The organism is Lysobacter sp. M2-1 (assembly GCF_022662495.1).
Classification (GTDB): Bacteria; Pseudomonadota; Gammaproteobacteria; order Xanthomonadales; family Xanthomonadaceae; genus JAKPBU01.
Map to the genome: position 1 here is coordinate 1,691,624 of NZ_JAKPBU010000001.1, position 20,081 is coordinate 1,711,704.

The 20,081-nt window shown below is 67.9% G+C and carries 18 protein-coding genes; 8 read left to right on the forward strand and 10 right to left on the reverse strand.

The window, feature by feature from the left end; all coding sequences use genetic code 11:
* Positions 1-128: 128 nt before the first annotated feature.
* Positions 129-329, forward strand: a complete 201-nt coding sequence (locus MC375_RS07365) for a CsbD family protein (protein ID WP_242102638.1) — start codon at positions 129-131, stop codon at positions 327-329.
* 138 nt (positions 330-467) lie between these two features.
* On the opposite strand, the gene MC375_RS07370 is transcribed toward MC375_RS07365, so the two are convergent.
* Entirely contained in the window at positions 468-1,283 is an 816-nt protein-coding gene (locus MC375_RS07370; protein ID WP_242102639.1) for a hypothetical protein, read from the reverse strand.
* Between the two features lie 137 nt (positions 1,284-1,420).
* On the opposite strand from MC375_RS07370, the gene MC375_RS07375 reads away from it, so the two are divergent.
* The gene (locus MC375_RS07375; protein ID WP_242102640.1) at positions 1,421-2,761 is read left to right on the forward strand and encodes a tryptophan--tRNA ligase; all 1,341 of its coding nucleotides are present in this window, start codon (positions 1,421-1,423) and stop codon (positions 2,759-2,761) included.
* Entirely contained in the window at positions 2,758-3,096 is a 339-nt protein-coding gene (locus MC375_RS07380; protein WP_242102641.1) for a hypothetical protein, read from the forward strand. Before MC375_RS07375 ends, MC375_RS07380 begins: the two co-directional genes overlap by 4 nt.
* Before the next feature lie 94 nt (positions 3,097-3,190).
* Here the strand turns inward: MC375_RS07380 and MC375_RS07385 are convergent, their stop codons facing one another.
* Both MC375_RS07385 and MC375_RS07390 read right to left on the reverse strand, forming a co-directional pair.
* Positions 3,191-4,084 (reverse strand): HEAT repeat domain-containing protein, encoded by an 894-nt coding sequence (locus MC375_RS07385; RefSeq protein WP_242102642.1) that lies wholly within the window; start codon positions 4,082-4,084, stop codon positions 3,191-3,193.
* Positions 4,085-4,139: 55 nt separating this feature from the next.
* Positions 4,140-4,913: a M23 family metallopeptidase gene (locus MC375_RS07390; RefSeq protein ID WP_242102643.1), complete on the reverse strand. Its 774-nt coding sequence runs from the start codon at positions 4,911-4,913 to the stop codon at positions 4,140-4,142.
* Positions 4,914-5,083: 170 nt separating this feature from the next.
* On the opposite strand from MC375_RS07390, the gene MC375_RS07395 reads away from it, so the two are divergent.
* Positions 5,084-6,727 (forward strand): M28 family metallopeptidase, encoded by a 1,644-nt coding sequence (locus MC375_RS07395; protein ID WP_242102644.1) that lies wholly within the window; start codon positions 5,084-5,086, stop codon positions 6,725-6,727.
* Between the two features lie 21 nt (positions 6,728-6,748).
* Here MC375_RS07395 and MC375_RS07400 read toward each other — a convergent pair whose 3' ends face one another.
* The 7 genes from MC375_RS07400 to MC375_RS07430 all read right to left on the reverse strand — a co-directional run bounded on the left by MC375_RS07400 (position 6,749) and on the right by MC375_RS07430 (position 15,402).
* Positions 6,749-7,138, reverse strand: coding sequence for a VOC family protein (locus MC375_RS07400; protein WP_242102645.1), 390 nt, complete (start codon positions 7,136-7,138; stop codon positions 6,749-6,751).
* A gap of 168 nt (positions 7,139-7,306) precedes the next feature.
* Positions 7,307-8,767, reverse strand: coding sequence for a dihydrolipoamide acetyltransferase family protein (locus MC375_RS07405; RefSeq protein WP_242102646.1), 1,461 nt, complete (start codon positions 8,765-8,767; stop codon positions 7,307-7,309).
* Positions 8,768-8,841: 74 nt separating this feature from the next.
* A complete protein-coding gene (locus MC375_RS07410) occupies positions 8,842-9,192 on the reverse strand; it encodes an SH3 domain-containing protein (RefSeq protein ID WP_242102647.1) in 351 nt (116 codons plus the stop codon).
* Positions 9,183-9,563, reverse strand: coding sequence for a cupin domain-containing protein (locus MC375_RS07415; RefSeq protein WP_242102648.1), 381 nt, complete (start codon positions 9,561-9,563; stop codon positions 9,183-9,185). The genes MC375_RS07410 and MC375_RS07415 overlap by 10 nt, the downstream gene beginning before the upstream one ends.
* 7 nt (positions 9,564-9,570) lie before the next feature.
* Positions 9,571-10,599 carry an alpha-ketoacid dehydrogenase subunit beta gene (locus tag MC375_RS07420; RefSeq protein WP_242102649.1) on the reverse strand — a complete coding sequence of 343 codons (1,029 nt, stop codon included), beginning with the start codon at positions 10,597-10,599 and terminating at the stop codon, positions 9,571-9,573.
* On the reverse strand, positions 10,596-11,681 hold the full coding sequence (gene pdhA / locus MC375_RS07425) for a pyruvate dehydrogenase (acetyl-transferring) E1 component subunit alpha (RefSeq protein WP_242102650.1): 1,086 nt from the start codon (positions 11,679-11,681) through the stop codon (positions 10,596-10,598). Before pdhA ends, MC375_RS07420 begins: the two co-directional genes overlap by 4 nt.
* 121 nt (positions 11,682-11,802) lie before the next feature.
* Positions 11,803-15,402: a Calx-beta domain-containing protein gene (locus MC375_RS07430; protein ID WP_242102651.1), complete on the reverse strand. Its 3,600-nt coding sequence runs from the start codon at positions 15,400-15,402 to the stop codon at positions 11,803-11,805.
* A gap of 119 nt (positions 15,403-15,521) precedes the next feature.
* Between MC375_RS07430 and MC375_RS07435 the strand changes: the two genes are divergently transcribed.
* The 4 genes from MC375_RS07435 to MC375_RS07450 all read left to right on the forward strand — a co-directional run bounded on the left by MC375_RS07435 (position 15,522) and on the right by MC375_RS07450 (position 20,050).
* Positions 15,522-16,421 carry a tryptophan 2,3-dioxygenase family protein gene (locus MC375_RS07435; RefSeq protein WP_242102652.1) on the forward strand — a complete coding sequence of 300 codons (900 nt, stop codon included), beginning with the start codon at positions 15,522-15,524 and terminating at the stop codon, positions 16,419-16,421.
* On the forward strand, positions 16,418-16,864 hold the full coding sequence (locus tag MC375_RS07440) for an NUDIX hydrolase (protein WP_242102653.1): 447 nt from the start codon (positions 16,418-16,420) through the stop codon (positions 16,862-16,864). Before MC375_RS07435 ends, MC375_RS07440 begins: the two co-directional genes overlap by 4 nt.
* Positions 16,865-17,096: 232 nt before the next feature.
* The gene (locus MC375_RS07445; protein ID WP_242102976.1) at positions 17,097-18,590 is read left to right on the forward strand and encodes an oligopeptide:H+ symporter; all 1,494 of its coding nucleotides are present in this window, start codon (positions 17,097-17,099) and stop codon (positions 18,588-18,590) included.
* Between the two features lie 98 nt (positions 18,591-18,688).
* Positions 18,689-20,050, forward strand: coding sequence for a Gfo/Idh/MocA family oxidoreductase (locus tag MC375_RS07450; RefSeq protein ID WP_242102654.1), 1,362 nt, complete (start codon positions 18,689-18,691; stop codon positions 20,048-20,050).
* The last annotated feature ends 31 nt before the right edge of the window (positions 20,051-20,081 follow it).

Below are 20,081 nucleotides of genomic sequence, written 5' to 3' on the forward strand. Positions count from 1 at the left end.
GTTCTGCTTTGGGCGTTGCGTAATGCATGGCATCGGGATTGCAACGACTTCTTGACCGTGATTGAAGGTGGTCGCTGCCATGCTCGCGTAGCGGCATTCCCTGCCGCGTAAGTAGTCGAGGTAAACGCATGAACAAGGACATCATTTCCGGCAAGTGGACCCAGATCAAAGGTCAGGCGCAGCAGAAGTGGGGAAAACTGACCGACGACGTGTTCGACGTGGCCGAGGGCGACAGCAAGTATCTGGCCGGCAAGCTGCAGGAGCAGTACGGATGGGACCGCGACCGCGCCGAGCGCGAGGTCCGCGATTTCGAAAATACGCTGCAGTAGCGGTCTGAAACGATGCGGGCCAGCGCCCGTACCCGCTAAAGAGGAAGGGCCGGCTTGCGCCGGCCCTTCGCTTTCCGCCTTCCCTGGCGGCCCTGCCTGGCCCTCGTCCGCCCGGCGTGGGTCGTCGCATCGAATCGGTTACCAGCCGGGAGGGTCAGCGACGAATCCATGGGGGAAGGCGCGCGGCTCGTCGCCGCGGCCGTAGCGCCAGTCGTAGCGCGGCATGACGCCCATGGCGGCCAGCACCTCGCCAGCGTCATAGCGCAGTTGTGTGACCTGGGCCGGGCGCGAGGACGCGCGCACGAAGTCGGTTCGACTGATCGGCGCCCATTCACGCGCGCCATGACCGGTGCCGATGCGCTGCTCGGCGATCGCATCATGGGCAGCGCCCGCCGCCGCCGACTCGCGGGCCGCCGATGGCGTGTGTGCGGATTTGGAGTGCGCACCATCGCGTTCGCGCTCGCCGCGCGCAACGGGTGGCCCCGGCATGGGATAGGGCAGGTAACGCTGGCGCTCGCGGAACACCGCGATCCCGATCACGCCTACGTCGTCCGGGCGACCGGTGCGCGCCGCATAGCTGTCGGGCAGGTCGGTGAAATAGAACTGGGCCACGTCGTCGAGTGATTTGCGCCAGCCGGTGATCTCGGCGCTCTCCCAGGGGGAAAGCACGTAGCCGGCCTGCGAGGGCGAGGCCGTTTCGCCGGTGACCGCGTTGACCCCGTCCACCGACAGCACCACCAGTACCCGTTCACCGGTCTGGTTGCGCAGGCGCACGGCGTAGCGATGGCCCGGCTCGCCGGGCACGTAGGTCCGGCCGCGATGGTCGTATTCGGGCAGTTGCTGGCCGCTGTCGCGGTCGATGAGGTCGATGTCGACCAGCGAGCCGGCCTGCAGCGGCAGGCACGCCGCGGCCGATGCCAGCGCAGCCGAGAGCAGGAGCAGATTGCGGAACATGGGCGTTCTCCTCGATGGGCGAGGGAAGGAACGGGCGGTACCGGAGAGTGGGGTTGATCGATCGGCCGCGGTTGGGCATGGCCGGGAGCGGCGGACGGGCCCTGTACCATTACCGCCCCGCTCATCTGCGCATCTCCATGGCTTCCGGCAACACCCGCATCCTCACCGGCATCACCACGTCCGGCACGCCGCACCTGGGCAATTACGTCGGCGCGATCCGGCCGGCGATTGCGGCCGCCAACGCCGCCGGCGTGGAAAGCTTCTATTTCCTCGCCGACTACCACGCCCTGATCAAGGTCCAGGACCCGGCGCGGATCCAGCGTTCGACCCTGGAGATCGCTGCGGCGTGGCTGGCCTGCGGCCTGGATCCCCAGCAGGTGTGGTTCTACCGCCAGTCGGACATCCCCGAGATCAGCGAACTGACTTGGCTATTGACCTGCGTGGCCGGCAAGGGGCTGCTCAACCGCGCGCATGCGTACAAGGCGGCGGTGGACCGCAACCGCGCCGAGGCGCTGGACGACGATGCTGGCGTAACCGCCGGGTTGTTCATGTACCCGGTACTGATGGCCGCCGACATCCTGCTGTTCAACGCGCACCGGGTACCGGTCGGCCGCGACCAGGTGCAGCACATCGAGATGGCGCGCGACATCGGTCAGCGCTTCAACCACCTCTATGGCGGACCGGCCGGGAAGGAGTATTTCACCCTGCCCGAGGCGGTGATCGAGGAAAGCGTGGCCACGCTGCCGGGCCTGGACGGCCGCAAGATGTCCAAGAGCTACGACAACACCATTCCGCTGTTCGCCCCTCGCGAGCAGCTGCGCAAGCTGATCTTCTCCATCGTCACCGATTCGCGCTCCCCGGGTGAGGCCAAGGACACCGAAGGCTCGGCCCTGTTCGAGATCTACCAGGCCTTCGCCTCGGCAGACGAAACCGTCGCCATGCGCCGCGCCTATGCCGAGGGCATCGCCTGGGCAGACGCCAAGCAGCAACTGTTCGAACGCATCGACGCCGAACTGGCGCCGCTGCGCGAACGCTACGAGGCCCTGATTGGCAGACCCGCGGACATCGAAGCGGTGCTGCGCGATGGCGCGCGGCGGCTGCGTGAACGCCATGCCACGCACTTCCTCGCCCGGCTGCGGCACGCGGTCGGGTTACGCGATCTCGGCATGCAGGAAGCACGGGTGGGCAAGGCGGAGAAAACCGGAACGATGCCCGTGTTCAAGCAGTACCGTGAGGCGGACGGCAAGTTCTACTTCAAGCTGTCCGTCGGCGAGCGTGTGCTGCTGCAGAGCGTAGGGTTCGAATCGCCGCGGGACGCCGGACAGAAGATCGCGGCACTGCGTGGTGCCGGTTTCGACGGCGCCGATACGGAGCTGTCGTTGGCCGGCGACGCCGCGGCTTCGGAGGTGCGCGCAGCGCTGGATGCGCTGGATGCGGCGGACGCCGCGAAGGCGGCGGCGAAAGCAGACGGCGCATGAGTCCGCTGGTCGAGGTCAACCTGGCGCTGATCCTGTTCCTGCCCTGGTTCCTGATCCTTGGCGCTTTGTTCTGGCTGTTTCCGCGGCAGCCGCGTGGCGCGACGCGACGCGGGTTCGATCTGACCGCGCTGCTGGGCGCGGCCATCGCCTTCGTGCTGTCGGTGCAGTGGGCGCATGCCAGCGCCGACCCCGGTTACGGACGCATGTGGAAGCAGGTCTTCGCCACGTCGGTAGGGTACGGCGTGTTCCTGGCGGTGCTGGGGCTTGCGTTCTGGCTGCGCGGCCGCTGGTTGCGGCGGCGGCAGGTGAAATCGCAGGCATCTGAATCCGCCTGACGGTGGGGCATGCGGGCTTGCGGGGCGATTGGCGGGACGAGCCGCTCATCGGGCATGAACTGAACGAGACTTGCGCGACCGGCTGTGCGCGAGGTCAGTGCTCGTCCTCATCGGACGTGGCTTCCGCAGCGTCGCGGTAGATCTGGTATTCGGCGCGGTCCAGTTCGAAATTCTGCAGCGCGAACACCGCCGCGGCCCTTTCCTCGCGCCCGCTCTGCGGATTGTTCGCGATGTCGAGCAACGCATCCTTGATCCGGTCTGAGCGGGTGGCGCTGGAGGTCACACCGGCGATCGCCGCCTCGCGCACCTGCGGCTCGGGATCGAGCAGGGCGCGCTGCAGGATGTCCTCGACACCTGCGCTCTTGTCCCACTGCGCCGATTGCAGCACGGCGGTGGCGCGTACGCCGGGATCGGCGTGATGCCGCAGGCGTTCGAGCTGTCCGAGCATGGGCGCGACGTCCTCGCTGGCGAGCGGGGTGGGCGCGAGCAGCTCCACCAGGGTCTTGAGCAGCGCCGGATCCTGCTCCTGCCCCATCTGCCGGAGCAGCAGTGCGCGCACCGGTGCCTCCTCCACCGAATAGGCGGAGAGCAGGGCAAGTCCGTCGCGGCGCGTGGACGGATCCGGGCTGCCCGCCAGCTCCAGCGCGAATCGCTGCACGTCCTGGTTGGCGACGCCCTGCAGGATGGCGAGCAAGGCACCCTTGCGGTCCGGCTCGGATTCGCCGCGGTAGCGGGCGAGCAGTTGCTGCAGGTAGACCGGATCGGCGGAAGCGCGCGCAACCTGCCTGCCGAGGTCTTCGTCCGCCGGGACCGTGGGGCCGGCACCGCGCCTGCTGGGGATCGACCCGCGCTGCGCTGTCGCAGCATCGGACTGCGCTGGACGCTCCCGAGCGTCGTGGTCCGTCCGTTGCCGGCCCAGTTGGTAGCCGATCGTGCCCGAGAGCGCGACGGCTACCAGCAGGCTGGCCAGGAAGTGCGGTCTGGTCATGGCCGACAGGATGCGCCAGGCGGGCACCTCCGGCAGGAAGGTGCCCTCCCGAAGGTCAGCAGTTGGGTGCGACGCGGCCATCGGTGCCCGTGTAGGTATAGGCGTCGGGAATGTAGCGGCCGCTGCCGATCCGGTTCCACAGATTGCTGGTGCCGTAGGTCCCGGTGATGGATTGGCCCGCGATCTGGCAATAGATCGTGACCTGGGTGCCATCGGCCAGGCTGCCGACGACGGAATAGCTGGTGCTCGGTCCGCTGCGCACGTTGAGGTTCGCGCCGCTGGTATTGACCGTGCCGGTCGCAGTGCCGCTGCCGCAGTTGGCGCTGGTGTAGTTGCGGGTGCCGTAGTAGTAGACGGTCGAGCCGTTGAACTTCGGCCAGACCGGCGATCCGTTGTAGCGCTGTTCGAAATGCAGATGCGGTCCGGTCGAACCGCCGGTACTGCCGACCGTGCCGATCTGGCGTCCGCGTGCGACGGACTGGCCCACGGAGACCGAGAACGAGTTGAGATGGGCGTAGTAGCTGGTCCAGCCGCCGCCATGGTTGATCACCACGTACTTGCCGTAACTGGTGCTGCCCAGGTTCCTCACGGTGGACACCGTGCCGGCCGCGGAGGCGACCACCGGATCGCCGTAATCGTCGGTGCGGTTGAAGTCGATCGATCGCACGGGGCTGTGGTTGCTGCGGGTCTGTCCGGACCAGACCTGACCGCAGGGGAACGGCAGCTGGAACGCCGGTGCAGCCAGCGCTGGCGCACTGGAGACGCTGCTCGCGGCGGCGACGACGCCCGCCAGGAAGGCGGCTGGAGTGATTCGGAACGCAGTGGTCATCTTCGGACTCCCCATTTTCGTTGGTGTTCGGGCGTCCCCTGTCGCGACCCGTGCGCGGTGCGCAGGCCCAGTCTAGGCAGCCGTTGCACGGCACTGCACTTAGGGGTAACCCTATGCGCTTCGGCCAACGCGGCGTTTGCCCTGGTTGCGGCCTTCGACAGCGGAAACCAATGAAACGACTCATACCCGGCGCGCTTTGCGCGCTTTGCGTTGCCGCCGCCGTCGCGGCCGCCGCGCCCGACCAGGGCATCGACGCCGATGCGCTGTCGCGCCACGTGCGCATCCTGGCTTCGGACGAATTCGAGGGTCGCGCGCCGGCCACGCCGGGCGAGGAAAAGACGGTCGCCTACCTGATCGACGCACTCACCAGAGCCGGAGTGCAGCCCGGCGGTGAAAACGGCGAATGGGTGCAGCCGGTGCCGCTGGTGCGGGCGCAGGTCGATGGGCCGGTCACCGCGCGATTGACGGTCGGCGGCGAGAGCCAGGCGCTGGTCAACGGCGACGACGTGGTGCTGCAGACGCTGCAGCCGGTGCAACAGGTCGAGGTGGAACGCGCGCCGCTGGTGTTCGTCGGCTATGGCGTGGACGCGCCCGAACGCGGCTGGGACGATTACAAGGGCGTCGACCTGCGCGACAAGGTGGCGGTGGTGCTGGTCAACGACCCCGACTTCGAAAGCGGTGCAGGCGATTTCGACGGCCGCGGCATGACCTACTACGGCCGCTGGACCTACAAGTACGAGGAGCTGGCGCGCAAGGGCGCACTGGGCGTGCTGATCGTGCACGAGACCGCGCCCGCCGCCTATGGATGGGCGACGGTGCGCGCGTCCGGGCTGTCGCCGGTGTTCGACATCGAACGCAGCGATGCGCAGCGCCACCACACCCATCTGCGCGGCTGGATGCAGCGCGATCTGGCGGTCTCGCTGTTCAAGCGCGTGGGCCTGGATTTCGACGCGGAGAAAACCAAGGCGCAGCGCCGCGACTTCAAGCCGCTGCCGCTGGGCGATGCGAGCTTGTCGGCGCGCTTCGCGGTCAAACGCGAGCGGGTGGTAAGCCGCAACGTGATCGGCAAGCTGGAAGGCGCGAAGTACCCGCAGGAGAGCGTGATCTACTCGGCGCACTGGGACGCGTTCGGCGTCGGCGAGCCGGACGCGCAGGGCGACCGCATCCGCCACGGCGCGATCGACAACGCCACCGGCGTCGCTTCGGTGCTGGAACTGGCGCGCGCGCTGGCCGCCGGTCCGCGTCCGCAGCGCAGCGTGCTGTTCATCGCCTTCTCCGCCGAGGAAAAAGGGCTGCTCGGCGCCACGCACTACGCCGCGCACCCGCTGATGTCGCTGGAAACCACCGCGGCGGTGATCAACATGGAAATGTTCAGCGCCAACGGGCCGATGCGCGACATCGCCTCGTGGGGCAATGGCCGGGTGTCGCTGGAGGGCGACCTGGAGCGCGTCGCGAAGGCGCACGGGCGTGCCTACCTGCACGATCCCAGCCCCGAATCGGGTTTCTTCTACCGCGCCGACCACTTCCCCTTCGCCCGCGCCGGCGTGCCGGCGATCACGGCCGGCGCAGGCGAAGACCTGGTCGACGGCGGCACCAGCAAGGGCAAGGCGCTGATCAAGGAATACTTCGCCGATTGCTACCACCAGCCCTGCGACCGCTGGACGCAGGCCTGGAACGCCGAAGGCCACGCCCAGGACACGCGGCTGCTGCTCGCACTGGGCAAGGAAATCGCCAACGGCCACGCATGGCCGCAGTGGCAGGCAGGTTCCGAGTTCAAGGCCGCGCGCGACGCCAGCGCGCGGGCGCGCGAGTAAACCAGCGCGTTGCGGCGCCGATCAGTCGTTCCAGACGTTCGGTGCGCCGCCCTTTTCCGGGTGCTTCATCCGGACCACGCAGAAGCGCTGGCCGGTCGGCGCTTCCATCACCCACCAGCGCTTGACGAAGCCGATCTTCTTCGCGCCCAGCCGCTCGAGCCGGTCGGCTTCGGCGTCGATGTCGTCGGCTTCGATATCAAGATGCACGCGCGAGGGATGCGCGACTTTCTGCACCTCGATGTGCAGATCGCCTGGGGTATCGCCGAACATCTGGTACTGCGCGGTCTCGTCGCCCGCGTCGCGGTCGGCGATGCTGCAGCCCAGCGCGCGGCTCCAGAAATCGGCGGCGGCGTCCAGGTCGTCGGTGTTGCAGTCGATGATGAAACCGGCAAGACGGCTGCGATGGGTCATGGTGATCTCCGGGGAGGCGCTGGCATCCATTGTAGGAGCGCACCTGGGTGCGACCGCGGCTGCGATCAATGCCTCCGAACCGAATCCGTGTCCAAGCCCGCTGCGGCGGCGCGGGATGCGTCGCAACGGGGAAGGTACTCGCGGCGCGGTCGCGCCAAAGTGGCGCTCCTACATCGGCAATGCTAGATCGTCCAGCATCGCCTTGAGGAAGCGCGCAGCCTCGCCACCGGTGCAGGCGCGGTGGTCGAAGGTCAGCGACAGCGGGATCACGCGATGCGATTCGAAGCCGCCGATCACCGGAGTCATCTGGTGGCGGCCACGGCCGGCGGCGACGATCGCCACGCAAGGCGGCACCACGATCGGCGTCGCGTAGCGGCCGGCGAACATGCCGAAATTCGACAGCGAAATCGTGTAGCCGCTGAGTTCGCTGGCAGGGATGCTGCGATCCCCGACCTGCGCGCGCAGGCGATTCACCGCTTCGCGCACGCCGCGTGCGTCGAGCACGTCGGCATTGCGCAACGCCGGCACGAACAGGCCGTCGTCGGTGTCCACCGCAATGCCGATGTCGACGTGTGGGTGCAAGGTGCGGGTGAGTTTGTCGCCGTCGAACCAGGCGTTCAGCGCCGGCACCGCCTTGCACGCGGCGACGATCGCACGCACCAGGCGCACGGTGACGTCGTTGCCGGGTGCCCATGCGTGGATGTCGGCGTCGTCGCTGAGCGTGGTGGCCACCACCTTGGCGTGCGCGTCGGCCATCACCCTGGCCATGTTGCGGCGCACGCCCTTGAGCTGCTCGGGCTGGCCGCTGACCGAGACGCCGGGCGGTTGCGTGCGCATCGGCTTGCCGCTGGCGGACAGCGCGGTGCGTTCGCGTTCGCTTTCCCTTCTCCCTCCGGGAGAAGGCGCCCGCAGGGCGGATGAGGGTTCGGATGAGGATGCAGCAGCACGATGCTCCGCACCCTCACCCCCGGCCACTCTCCCGGTGGGAGAGGGAAGCAGGGCGCTGGCTTCGCCCGAAGCGGCGCGCTTCACATCATCCATCGTCACCACGCCGTCGCTGCCGCTGCCGCGCACCCGGGCGATGTCGACGCCCAACTTGCGCGCGGTCGCACGGACCGCGGGCATGGCCTTCACACCGCCCACTGCGACCGCGGCCTCGCTGCGCACCGCATCGGACGACTGCATCGCGCCCACCACGGTACCGCTGTCGCTGCGCTCGGTTTCGGCCTGCGCCTTCGGCGCGGGCTGACCGGTCTGCACGATTTCCCCGCCTTCGTCGGACGCGACCACCCGGTCGCCGTCGTCCGGCGCGGGCGTACCGGCACCATGCGATGGACCATGGTGATGGCCGGTGTCCTGGCCCTCGGCACGCTGCGGCTGCTTGGGGTCGATTTCGAATTCGGCCAGCATCGCGCCGGTGACGATCACGTCCCCCGGACCGCCGGCCAGCTTGAGCACCTTGCCCGAGACCGGCGAAGGCACCTCGACCACGGCCTTGGCGGTCTCCATCGACACCAGGTTCTCGTCCAGCCGGATCGTGTCGCCCTCCTTGACGAACCATTCGACGATGGTGGCGTCGGGCAGGCCTTCGCCGAGGTCGGGAAGCTTGAAGGTCTTCTTGTCGGCCATGTGGGTCTTCCGTAGGGCGGGTTTTGACCCGTCGTTTCAAGGTTAGGCAAAGGCGGGTCAAGACCCGGCCTACGTCAATCGTCGAGCAATTCGAGTTTGCGCGCCGGGACCCATCCGCTGTCGCCGCGTGCATTTTCCACCCACCACCATCCGGCGATTTCGCGATGCAGGGTCAGCACCTCGTCGTGATCGACATCCAGTTCCCTGGTGTCGTAATCCTGCAAGGCGCTGGCCTGGCCGCGCTCGGCGTCGAACAGGGCCGAGGGGACCCAGCCGCCCAGGCCGCTGGCGAGCGCGGTCCAGACGAATTCCGGCCATTCGGTGTCGCGGTCGCCCAGGGTCACGCGGTCGCCGGCCTGCACCTGGATCGCAGCGCGCTCGGGTGCGCGGTGCTGCTCGATCACGCGGGCGCGCCTCAGATCCATACGTCGTCGGACGCGGTCATCGCGCCGCCCGCATCGCCGGTGTCGACCGTGCCGCGCGGCTCGATCGGCAGCACATGGCACTCGGTTTGCGCATGCGGCCGGTGCTCGACGCCGCGCGGTTCGAGCCGCATCCCGCCGGCGCCCAGGGTACGCGTCGCGTCGCGGAATTCGATGTGCAGTTCACCCGACTGCACCAGGAATGCCTTGTCGGTGTCGTCGTGCCTGTGCCGGACGAAGTCGCCCTGGATCTTCACCAGCTTGAACATGCGATTCAACGGAATGCCATCGTTGAGTTTCGCGACCACGCGTGGCGACCACGGCGCGTCGATGCGCGCGAGCTGCTCGGCGAAATTGATGGCGGCCGGCATCATGCGTGCGTCACCCCGCAGCCATCGCCCGCTTCGCCGCCGCGACGATCTTGTCCACGCTCGGCAGGTACTTCATTTCCAGGCGGAACAGCGGGATGTGGGTGTCGTAGCCGGTCACACGCTCGACCGGCGCGACCAGGTCGTACATCGATTCCTCGGCCAGGCGCGCGGCGATCTCGGCGCCGAAGCCGGCCGTCTTGGGTGCTTCGTGCACGATCACGCAGCGCCCGGTCTTGCTCACCGATTCGGCGATGGTGGCGAAATCGAGCGGCTTGAGCGTGGCCACGTCGATCACCTCGGCGCTGATGCCGTCCTTCGCCAGGGCTTCGGCCGCTTCCAGGGTTTCCTTGACTTGCGCGCCCCAGGTCACCAGGGTCACGTCGCTGCCATCGCGCAGCACATAGCACACGTCCAGCGGCAGGGCTTCGCCGTCGTCCGGCACCAGTTCCTTGTATTGCCGGTAGATGCGCTTGGGTTCGTAGAAGATCACCGGGTCCGGATCGCGGATCGCCGCCAGCAGCAGGCCGTAGGCGCGCGCGGGCGAGGAGGGCAGCACCACGCGCAGGCCGGGGACATTGGTGAAGATCGACTCGTTCGCCTCGGAGTGGTGCTCCGGTGCGCGGATGCCGCCGCCCCAGGGCACGCGCAGCACCATCGGGCAAGTCAGGCGGCCGCGGGTGCGGTAACGCAGGCGCGCGGCGTGGCAGACGATGTGATCGATCATCGGATAGACGAAGCCGTCGAACTGCGCTTCGGCGACCGGCCGCATGCCCATCGCGGCCATGCCCACGGTCAACCCGGCAATGGTGGTCTCGTCCAGCGGCGTATCGAGCACGCGCTCGGGTCCGAACACCTGCTGCAGGCCGGCGGTGGCGCGGAACACGCCGCCATTGACGCCGACATCCTCGCCCAGCACCACGACCGAGGCGTCCTTGCGCATCTCGTAGGCCAGCGCCTGGGTGATGGCTTCGATCAGGGTGATGGCGGCAGCGGTCACGGGCTGACCTGCGGTCTTCGTTGCGGCGGCTTGCTTGTTCATGCGCGTGGCCCCCGAGCGGCGCGGTCCAGCGCGATCGCGGAGGCGCGCTGCGCCAGCAGATCCGGTGGCGGATCGCCGTAGAGATAGTCGAACATCGCCTCGACCGGCTGCGCCTTGCTTTCCAGGTAGGCGTTGATCTCCTCGTCGACGCGCCGGCCGCAGTCTTCGATCCACGCCTTTTCCTGCGCGTCGTCCCACAGCTTCTGCCCGCCGAGCCAGGTGCGCAGGCGTGGAATCGGGTCGCGCGCCCATGCGGCCTTCACTTCTTCCTCGCCGCGATAGCGGCGCGCATCGTCGGCGGTGGTGTGGTCGTGCAGCCGATAGGTCATGAATTCGATCACGCTGCCGCCGTGGCCGCTGCGCGCGCGATCCATCGCGCGGCGCATGCCTTCGAGTACCGCGATCAGGTCGTTGCCGTCGACCTGCAGGCAGTGCAGGCCGCCGGCGATGCCCTTCTGCGCCAGCGTCTTGGCGCCGGTCTGCGCCTTGCGCGGCACCGAGATCGCCCAGCCGTTGTTGATGATGCATTGCACGAACGGCAGGGTGTAGGCGCCGGCCGAGTTGATCGCCGCATAGGTGTCGGTCTTGGACGAACCGCCGTCGCCGCACGCCGTCACCGCCACCCGCGGTTCGCCGCGCAACTTGAACGCCAGCGCTGCGCCGGCCGCGTGCAGGCACTGGGTCGCGATCGGCACGCACCAGGGGAAGTCGTGTCTGGGCACGGCGAAGTCGCTGCCGCGCTCGTCGCCGCCCCAATACATCAGCACCTCGCGCGGGCGCACGCCGCGCATGAACTGCGCGCCGTACTCGCGGTAGCTGGGGGCGAACACGTCTTCCGGGCGGGTCGAGGCGCCAATGCCGACATGGGTGGCCTCATGTCCCAGGCAGGAGGCGTAGGTGCCGAGCTTGCCGGTACGCTGCAATGCGATCGCCTTGCTGTCGAAAGTGCGCACGAACAGCATCTGCTTGAACAGCGGCAGCAAGGTCTTGGCGTCGAGACCTTCGGGCAAGGCCTGCACCGGCCTGCCTTCCTGGTCCAGATACTGCAGATATTCGATTTCGAAGCTTGCGGCGATGGTCATGCGGGCCCTGCATCGCAGTCGGTACGCGCCGATGATACCCGCAGCCGCCCGCGCGACCGTTGCGCAATGCCGCAAGCGCAGAACGCGGCCCGAAGGCCGCGTCCGTGTGGCAACCTGCGCCCTAGGGCACGCCGACGATGCGGTTGGTATAGGTGTCCGTATTGTCGCTGCCGTCCGGATCCTCGCCCAGCGCATCCACTTCCGCGGCGAGACTGAACGAGCCAGTGGCGTCGGGGCGTGCCGGGATCGCGATGTCGAACCGCAGGCGCTGCGCGGTCCCGACCGCGAGCGAGCCGGTCGACGTGCAGCGCGCGGCGAAGCTGTCGCCGTCGCCGTCGAGCGTGCACTGCCAGCCCGCGGGTGCCGCAATCGAGACGTTCGCCGATGGCGCATCGCCACTCAGCAGCAGCACAGGTTGCCAAGCGACATCCGGGCCGGCGTTGCGAATGGTGGTGGCGAACGACGCGGTGCGGCCGTAATGCAGCTTCTTGCCCGGACCCGCGAGCGAAACAGACAGGTCGGCGAGCGCGTCCACTGCGATGCCGGCGTCGTCGTGGTTGTTGACGCTGTCCGGGTCGTAGCTTTCGGCATCGACCGACGCGGCCAGCGTGACGGTGCTTCCGATGGCATCGACCGGCGCAGTCGCCTGCAGAGCGAACGTCGCTTCGGCTTGAACACCCAGGGAAGTGCCGGCACACGCCACGACGGTGGTTCCGTTGGTGATGCCCGGCGCATCGCAGGACCAGCCCGCGGGCGCGGTGACGACTACGTCCTCCAGCACGGCATCGAACGCGAAGCCCACCCCCGGATAGGACGCCTGCGAACCACCGTGGTTGTGCACGGCCACCTGCCACTGCATCGCATCACCCGCGCGCACCGACGCCTGCGCCGCGGCCACGTCGACCGACAGATCGGCGCTGGCGATGCTGAAGTAGGCGATGGCCGGATCGTGGTCGGCCAGGCGCGAAGCGCTGTCCGGATTGCTGCGATTGGTCTCCGGGAAGTCCGCGTTGATGCGCGCGTGGTCGAGCGCATACGCACCCACCGCTGCGCCCAGCGCCTGGTTGATCAGGATGTGGTCGAGCGACTGCGCATTGCCATCGAACTCGAACGAATAGCGCTGGTCCTCCGGCTCCAGCACGTACAGGTTGAGCAGGTCCGGATCGACCAGGTCGACGCCGTCGCCGGTCACTGCGGTGGCTGCGTCGGCGGATGGCAGGCCGGTCACGGTGCCCATCGCATCGGTCAGCCCATCGTTGAACTCGAAGGCGTTGAAGTCGCCGGCCACCGCGATGTTGCGCTCCGGATCGGCTGCCTGCATCGCCTGCAGCTGCGCGGCGAGATAGTCGGCCTGGCGCTGGCGTTTGGCGCGCACGCGTTCGCCGCCGGCCGTATCGTCGTCGGCGCCATTGAGCGAGCGCTGGTGCACCACCACCGCGGTCAGCGGCACCGCGCGGCCATCGGCGTAATGGATCACGGCGTCGAGCTGCAGCGGCGGGCGGTCGTTGAGCAGGCTCACCGCGCCCGACGGCTCGGTCCAGGTAACGTCCTTGCCCAGCTGGACGACCTGGTCCACCTGCACGCGCGCAACGCCGGGACGCACCACGCCGGTCTTCACCAGGAAGCCCACGTCGATGCCGCCCACGTCGTTGCCCTCCTCCAGGTAGGCGACGTAGGCCGGATCGGGCTGGCCCGCGGCGATCGCATCGGCATTGATCTTCGCGGCCAGCGCCTGCAGCGTGGCCAGGTTCTCCATCTCCACCACGCCCACGATGTCGGGCGCATGCAGGAAGTCGCGGATTCCCAGTGATGCCTTGTGCAGGCGCGTGGCGAAGGCGGCCGGCGTCAGCACGGCTTCATCCACGGCGGGATCGTTCACCGTGTCGAAGAAGCGCTCCAGGTTGTAGCTGGCGAACGTGAACTCATCCGGCGTCGGCGCGCGCGCGGCCGAAGGGGCGGGACCCTGTGTGATTGTCGTCGCCACCGTGGGATCCTGGTGCACGCTGTAACGGCGGAAGCCGTAGTCCAGCGGGCCGACGTAATTGGTAAGCGTGGCGCCCACGGCGAGTTCGTAACGCTGGCCGCCGAGCGCGTCGGTGTCGCTGAACAGCAGTTCGGGATTGAAGTCCCAGCGCGGGATCGGCGGGATGCTGCCGCCGCCCGGTGCCGGATCGGGCGCCTGGATGCCCGGCTCGCGGAACGGCCGCGGCGTGCCGGTGACCACCAGGTTGAGCTGACCGTTGCTGCTGCCGGTGGCATTGGCTTCGCTCACGTTGCCCGCGGTGGCCGCGACCACGGTGAAGCTGGCCGCGGTGACGCGCATGCCCTCCACGCGCTCGAGTTGGTCGAGCGGCCCGGATGGGCTCGGGAAATCGGGCGTCAGCACGACCGGCGTCGGCAGCGCGTTGCCTGCGCTCACGAAAGTCACGGTGGGGCTGCCGATCTCGGTCAGGTTGAGCTGGCCGGGATCCGCTGGTGGAAGGAACTCGATCACCGTGCCCTGCACGATGACGGCATTGCCGATTTGCGCGGCGGTCGGCGGCGCGCTGCCGGTGAAGACGAACACGCCTTCGGAGGTTGCAGGATCGGCATCGGCTTCGGCATCGGGCGTCTGTACGAAGAAGCCGTTGCTGCGACGACCGGTCACGATGCCGCGCGTGGCGACCTGCTGACCCACCAGCGGCGAGGTGTCCGTCGTGCCCTGGATCGCGTGGATGGCGACGGTGGCGATGTCGTCGTTGGCGATGGTGCCGGTGGCGTGCGCCCTTGCGACCGTTGCGCCGGTGGCACCGGTGATGTCGACGAAGAAGGTCTCGTTGTCCTCGGTGACGTCGTCGCCGAGCACGACCACGCCGATGGTGACCGAGGTTGCGCCCTCGGCAATGATCGCGGTGTCCGCTTCGGCGGTGTAGTCGGAACCCGCCGTGGCGGTGCCGTCCCCGGTGGCATAGGTCACCACCACGCCGCCGCTGCCGGCCGGCCGGTTGAGCGAGAGGGTGAACAGGAATTCGGTGCTGCTGCCCGCGCCGCCTTCCGAGGCGGTGGCGTCGCCGATGGACAGCGCCGGTTCGCCGCTGCCGCCGCAGGGATTGAGCGGGCTTGCGGTGTTGCGTGGGGCCGGGGCAACGGCGGCGAAGTCCACGCCGTTGTGGTCGCTGTCGGTGCAGCCGGCTTGTGCGCGCACCGCTGCCGTGCTGTTGCTCAGCGCCGGCGCGGGCGAGGCGCCTTCGAAGTAGTTGGCGCCGCCGAACCCGACCAGGTCCAGGATCCGCGCGCTCTGTTCGGCCGAGCAGGGCGTACTGCCGCCGTTGCAACCCAGGCTGGTCGTGCCCTCGGCCAGCGCCACCTTGCCGGCGCTGCCGGACATGTTGATGGTGCCGCTGGCATCGGTCGCGGGCAGCGGTTCGCCGACGCTGCCGCTGGCAAGCCCGACCAGGTAATACTGCCCTGGCTGCAGGGCGACGTCCGGAAGCGCGACCAGCAATCCGGAATTGGCGCCGAAGTTGCCGGTGCCCGTCGCGCTGGTGTACTGCAGCGATTTGCCCGCCAGCGGGATCGCCTGGTCGCCGCGGTTGAACAATTCGACGAAGTCGCGGTTGTAGGGCGCCCCGGTGTTGCCGCCGCCGCCATAGACCTGGCTGATGGCGAGCTGCGCATGTGCGGATGCCGCGGCGCAGGACAGGACGAAGGCCAGCGCAAGCCGGCGTGCAAGTCGATTCATTCGAAGCATCCCCTCGTGGAAGACGGGCAGCTGCCTGCGCCCGCCGGACGCGGGATTCTGCCCGAGCCGGATTGCCGTTGCATGACTGCGCCCCACGCAGCTGCGGTACCCTGATCGCCATGAGCATCGACCAGAACGAACGCCCGCTCGAGGCCGGCATCCACACCGATCTGTCCGGGCGGATGACCTATGCCGGCTACCTGCGGCTGGACCGGTTGCTGGCGGCGCAGCAGCCGCTGTCGGACCCGCCGCACCACGACGAGATGCTGTTCATCGTCCAGCACCAGGTTTCGGAGCTGTGGCTGAAACTGCTGATGCACGAGCTGTCGGCGGCCATCGGTCACCTGCACAACGACCGCGTGTGGCAGTTCGGCAAGGTCACGGCGCGCTGCAAGCGCGTGCTCGAACAGCTCACCGCGCAGTGGTCGGTGCTGGAAACGCTCACGCCCTCGGAATACATGGAGTTCCGGCACATCCTGGGTCCGTCCTCCGGGTTCCAGTCGCTGCAGTACCGCAGCGTGGAATTCTTGATGGGCAACAAGAACGCCAACATGCTGCGGGTGTTCGCGCACGATCCCGAAGGCCAGCAGGCGCTGCGCGAGAAACTCGAGGCGCCAAGCCTGTACGACGAGTTCCTGCGTTACCTCGCCCGCTGGGGCCATGCGGTGCCGGACCGCCACCTGCAGCGCGACTGGTCGAAGCCGCATGTGCTCGATCCGGAGCTGGTGCGGGTGTTCGAGCGCATCTACGAGGACACCAACCGCTACTGGCGCGAGTACGCGCTGTGCGAGGACCTGGTCGATCTGGAAACCCAGTTCCAGCTGTGGCGCTTCCGGCACATGCGCACGGTGATGCGGATCATCGGCTTCAAGCGCGGCACCGGCGGTTCCTCGGGCGTCGGCTTCCTCAAGCAGGCGCTGGAACTGACCTTCTTCCCCGAACTGTTCGAAGTGCGCACGAGCATCGGCCCCGACGACGGGTACGGCGGCGCGCCGGCGCAGCGCGACGCCGGCGCGTGAACCCAACCGCGTTCGCGCACGATTGCGCGGGCGCGTTGCTGGTGCGTGGCGACGAGGTTCTGCTCGGAAGGCGCAGTGCGGCCCGTACCTGGCTGCCGGGCGCGTGGGACGTGTTCGGCGGGCATATCGAAGCTGGCGAAACGCCCGATGGCGCGCTGCGCAGGGAGTTGCTCGAGGAACTGGGGGTGCATGCCGTCGCCATGCGCGAACTCGGGCTGTTGGAGGCACAGGACGGCGGCTGGCGCTTGCGCCTGTTCGCCGTGGATGCGTGGGAGGGCGAGCCGGCCAACCGGCAGCCGGAGGAACATGTCCAGCTGCGCTGGATGCAGCGCCAGGACGCGTGCGCACGCCTGGCGCCCGCGCATCCGGGCTTCGCCGCGATGATCGATGCGGCATTGGCTGGGGCTCCGCCGCATGGCGGAGGAAGTGCGGCGACGGCATGAAGACCCGCCCGTAGCTGAAATCGATCGGGTGCCCAGGCGTAGATGCGCTGCGTGGGGCGCGCTATTCCACAGCGCTCGTGTTGCGCTGCAACACCCGTGACGGTTTGACGCACCGCGTCGCCGCGGGCCATTCTCGCGCGTCCCCGCGCCGCGGGCACTGTTTCCTGAACACGATCACGGGGGATCCTGCCGCATGAGTTCCACCACCAACGTCGAACCCTCCGGTCCGGGCATGCACGCACCACCGGGCGGCACCCAGCCGCCTGCCTTCGCCACCGTCCTGGGCCATCCGCGTCCGTTGTGGATGCTGTTCATGACCGAGTTCTGGGAACGCTTCGCGTTCTACGGGATCCGCTGGGCGCTGGTGCTGTACATCGTGGCCGAGTTCCATGCCGGCTCAGGCACCGGAGAGGCGCCCGCCAACAGCATCTACGGCGCCTACCTGGCGCTGGTGTACGCGGCGGCGATCTTCGGCGGCTATGTCGCCGACAAGGTGATCGGTTACCAGCGCTCGATCCTGCTCGGCGCAGTGATCATGGCGGCGGGATTGTTCATGATCGCGATGCCCAGCGAGGAGATCTTCAAGCTCGGCCTGGCCACCATCATCGCCGGCAACGGTCTGTTCAAGCCGAACATCTCGACCATGGTCGGCAAGCTCTACACTACGGCCGACCCGCGCCGCGATTCGGGCTTCACCATCTTCTACATGGGCATCAACCTCGGCGCGATGCTGTCGCCGATCCTCACCGGCTGGCTGGCCGCCCGCGTGTTCGGGACCGAGGCGATGCCCGACTACAAGGTGGTGTTCATCACCGCCGGCATCGGCATGCTGATCAGCTTGCTCTGGTTCTGGTTCGGACGCCGGCAGCTGGAGGGCATCGGCCGGCCGATGGCGGGAGACGAGAACAAGCTGCGCGTGCTGTACACGCTCATCGGGGCGCTGCTCGCGATCCCGGCGATCTACTTCCTGTTGACCATCGATGCGGGCACGCTCAACTGGTGGGTGCTGACGCCGATGTTCGTCGCGCTGTGCGTGCTGATCATGGCCGAGGGCATCCGCGAGGGCGCGGTGCAGCGCGATCGTGCGCTGGCGATGCTGATCATCTTCGTGTTCAACATCCTGTTCTGGATGTTCTTCGAGCAGGCCGGCAGCTCGTTCAACTTCCTGGCCGAAAAGATCGTGGATCGCGATTTCGGCGGCTGGATCTTCCCGGTCGGCTGGTTCCAGTCGGTCAACTCGCTGGCGATCATCACCGTCGCGCCGGTGCTGGCGTGGCTGTGGATCCGCATGGGCAGTGCCAATCCGTCGATCCCGCGCAAGTTCGGCCTGGGGCTGATCTTCAACGGGCTGGCCTTCCTGCTGCTGATGTTCGCGCTGTCGAGCCTGGTCGACGACTTCGGCAAGATCCCGTTCTGGACGCTGTTCATGGTCTACGTGATTCAGTCGGTCGGCGAGCTGTGCCTGTCTCCGATCGGCCTGTCGATGGTGACCAAGCTGGCGCCGCTCAAGCTGGTCGGATTCGGCATGGGCGGGTGGTTCCTGTCCACCGGGATCGGCAACAACCTTTCGGGCATCTTCGCCAGCAGCGTCAGCGGCGAAACCGGGATGACGGTGGCCTCGGCCCATGCCGGCTACACCTTCGGGTTCTGGCTGCTGATGGGCGCGGGCGTGCTGCTGTTCCTGATCGCGCCACTGATCCAGCGATTGATGCACGGCGTGAAGTAGGCATCGATCCGATGCGCCGGAAACGGCGGCCTGACGGCCGCCGTTTTCGTTTGAGCCACCACGACGCTTTCGCCAACCCGGCCCGCAGGAGCCCGAGCATGAACCGTCGCGATTTTCTGATCACCGCGTCTGCCGCAGGTATCGGTGCCGCCCTCCCGTGGAGCCAGGCCCGGTCAGCGCGTGGCGAGCGTCTGCGCCTTGCCATGATCGGGACCGGGATGCGCGGGCAGTCGCAGCTCGGTCCACTGCTGAGCCGCGACGATGTCGACCTGGTGGCCATCTGCGACACCCAGCAGGTCATGATCGATCGCGCGCTGGCCATCATCGAGTCGGCCGGCAGGCCGAAGCCGCAGGTGCATGGCAGCGACGGCGACGTCAACGCGTGGAAACGCGTGCTCGACCACAAGGGCCTGGACGGCGTGCTGATCGTGACGCCGTGGGAGTGGCATGCGCCGATGGCCATCGCGGCGATGGAAGCGAAGATCCCGGTCGGCTGCGAGGTCGTCGCCGGCGTCACCCTGGCCGACCACTGGGACGTGCTGCGCACCCAGCTGCGCACCGGCACCCCCTACATGCTGATGGAAAACGTCTGCTATCGCCGCGACGTGATGGCCGTGCTGCAGATGGTGCGCGCCGGCTTGTTCGGCGAGCTCGTGCACCTGCAGGCCGGTTACCAGCACGACCTGCGCGCGGTGAAGTTCAACTCCGGCGATCCCGACCAGCCTTACGGCAGCGGCGTGGAGTTCGGGCCCGGTGCGTTCTCCGAAGCCCAATGGCGCACTCAGCATTCGATCGAGCGCAACGGCGAGCTGTATCCCAGCCACGGCATCGGCCCGGTTGCGATGTACGCCAACATCCATCGCGGCAACCGCTTCACCCATCTCAACGCCTTCTCCACCAAGGCGCGTGGGTTGCACGACTACATCGTCAAGCATCCCAAGGGAGGACCGCAGCACCCGAATGCAAAGCTCGGTTTCAAGCTGGGCGACGTGGTCACCACCACGCTGCGCTGCGAAAACGGCGAAACCATCCTGCTGCAGCACGACACTTCATTGCCGCGCCCGTATTCGCTGGGCTTCCGCGTGCAGGGCACCGAAGGGCTGTGGATGGACCTCAACCAGTCGATCCATGTCGAAGGTCGCAGCGAGGCGCACAAATGGGAGAACGCGCAGCAGTACTACGACCAGTACGACCACCCGCTGTGGAGGAAGTACGCCGACCAGGCCGCCGGCGCCGGCCACGGCGGCATGGACTGGTTCGTGATCCACGCCTTCGTGGAGGCGCTCAAGGCCGGCGACCCGATGCCAATCGACATCTACGACGCGGTCGCGTGGAGCGCAATCACGCCGCTGTCCGAGCAGTCGATCGCCGAGGGCTACCGAACGCTGGAGTTCCCCGACTTCACCGAAGGCAAATGGAAGGACCGCAAGCCGATCTTTGCCTTTGACGACCGCTATTGAGTAGGTCGGGGTTACGCCCCCGACGCGCGCG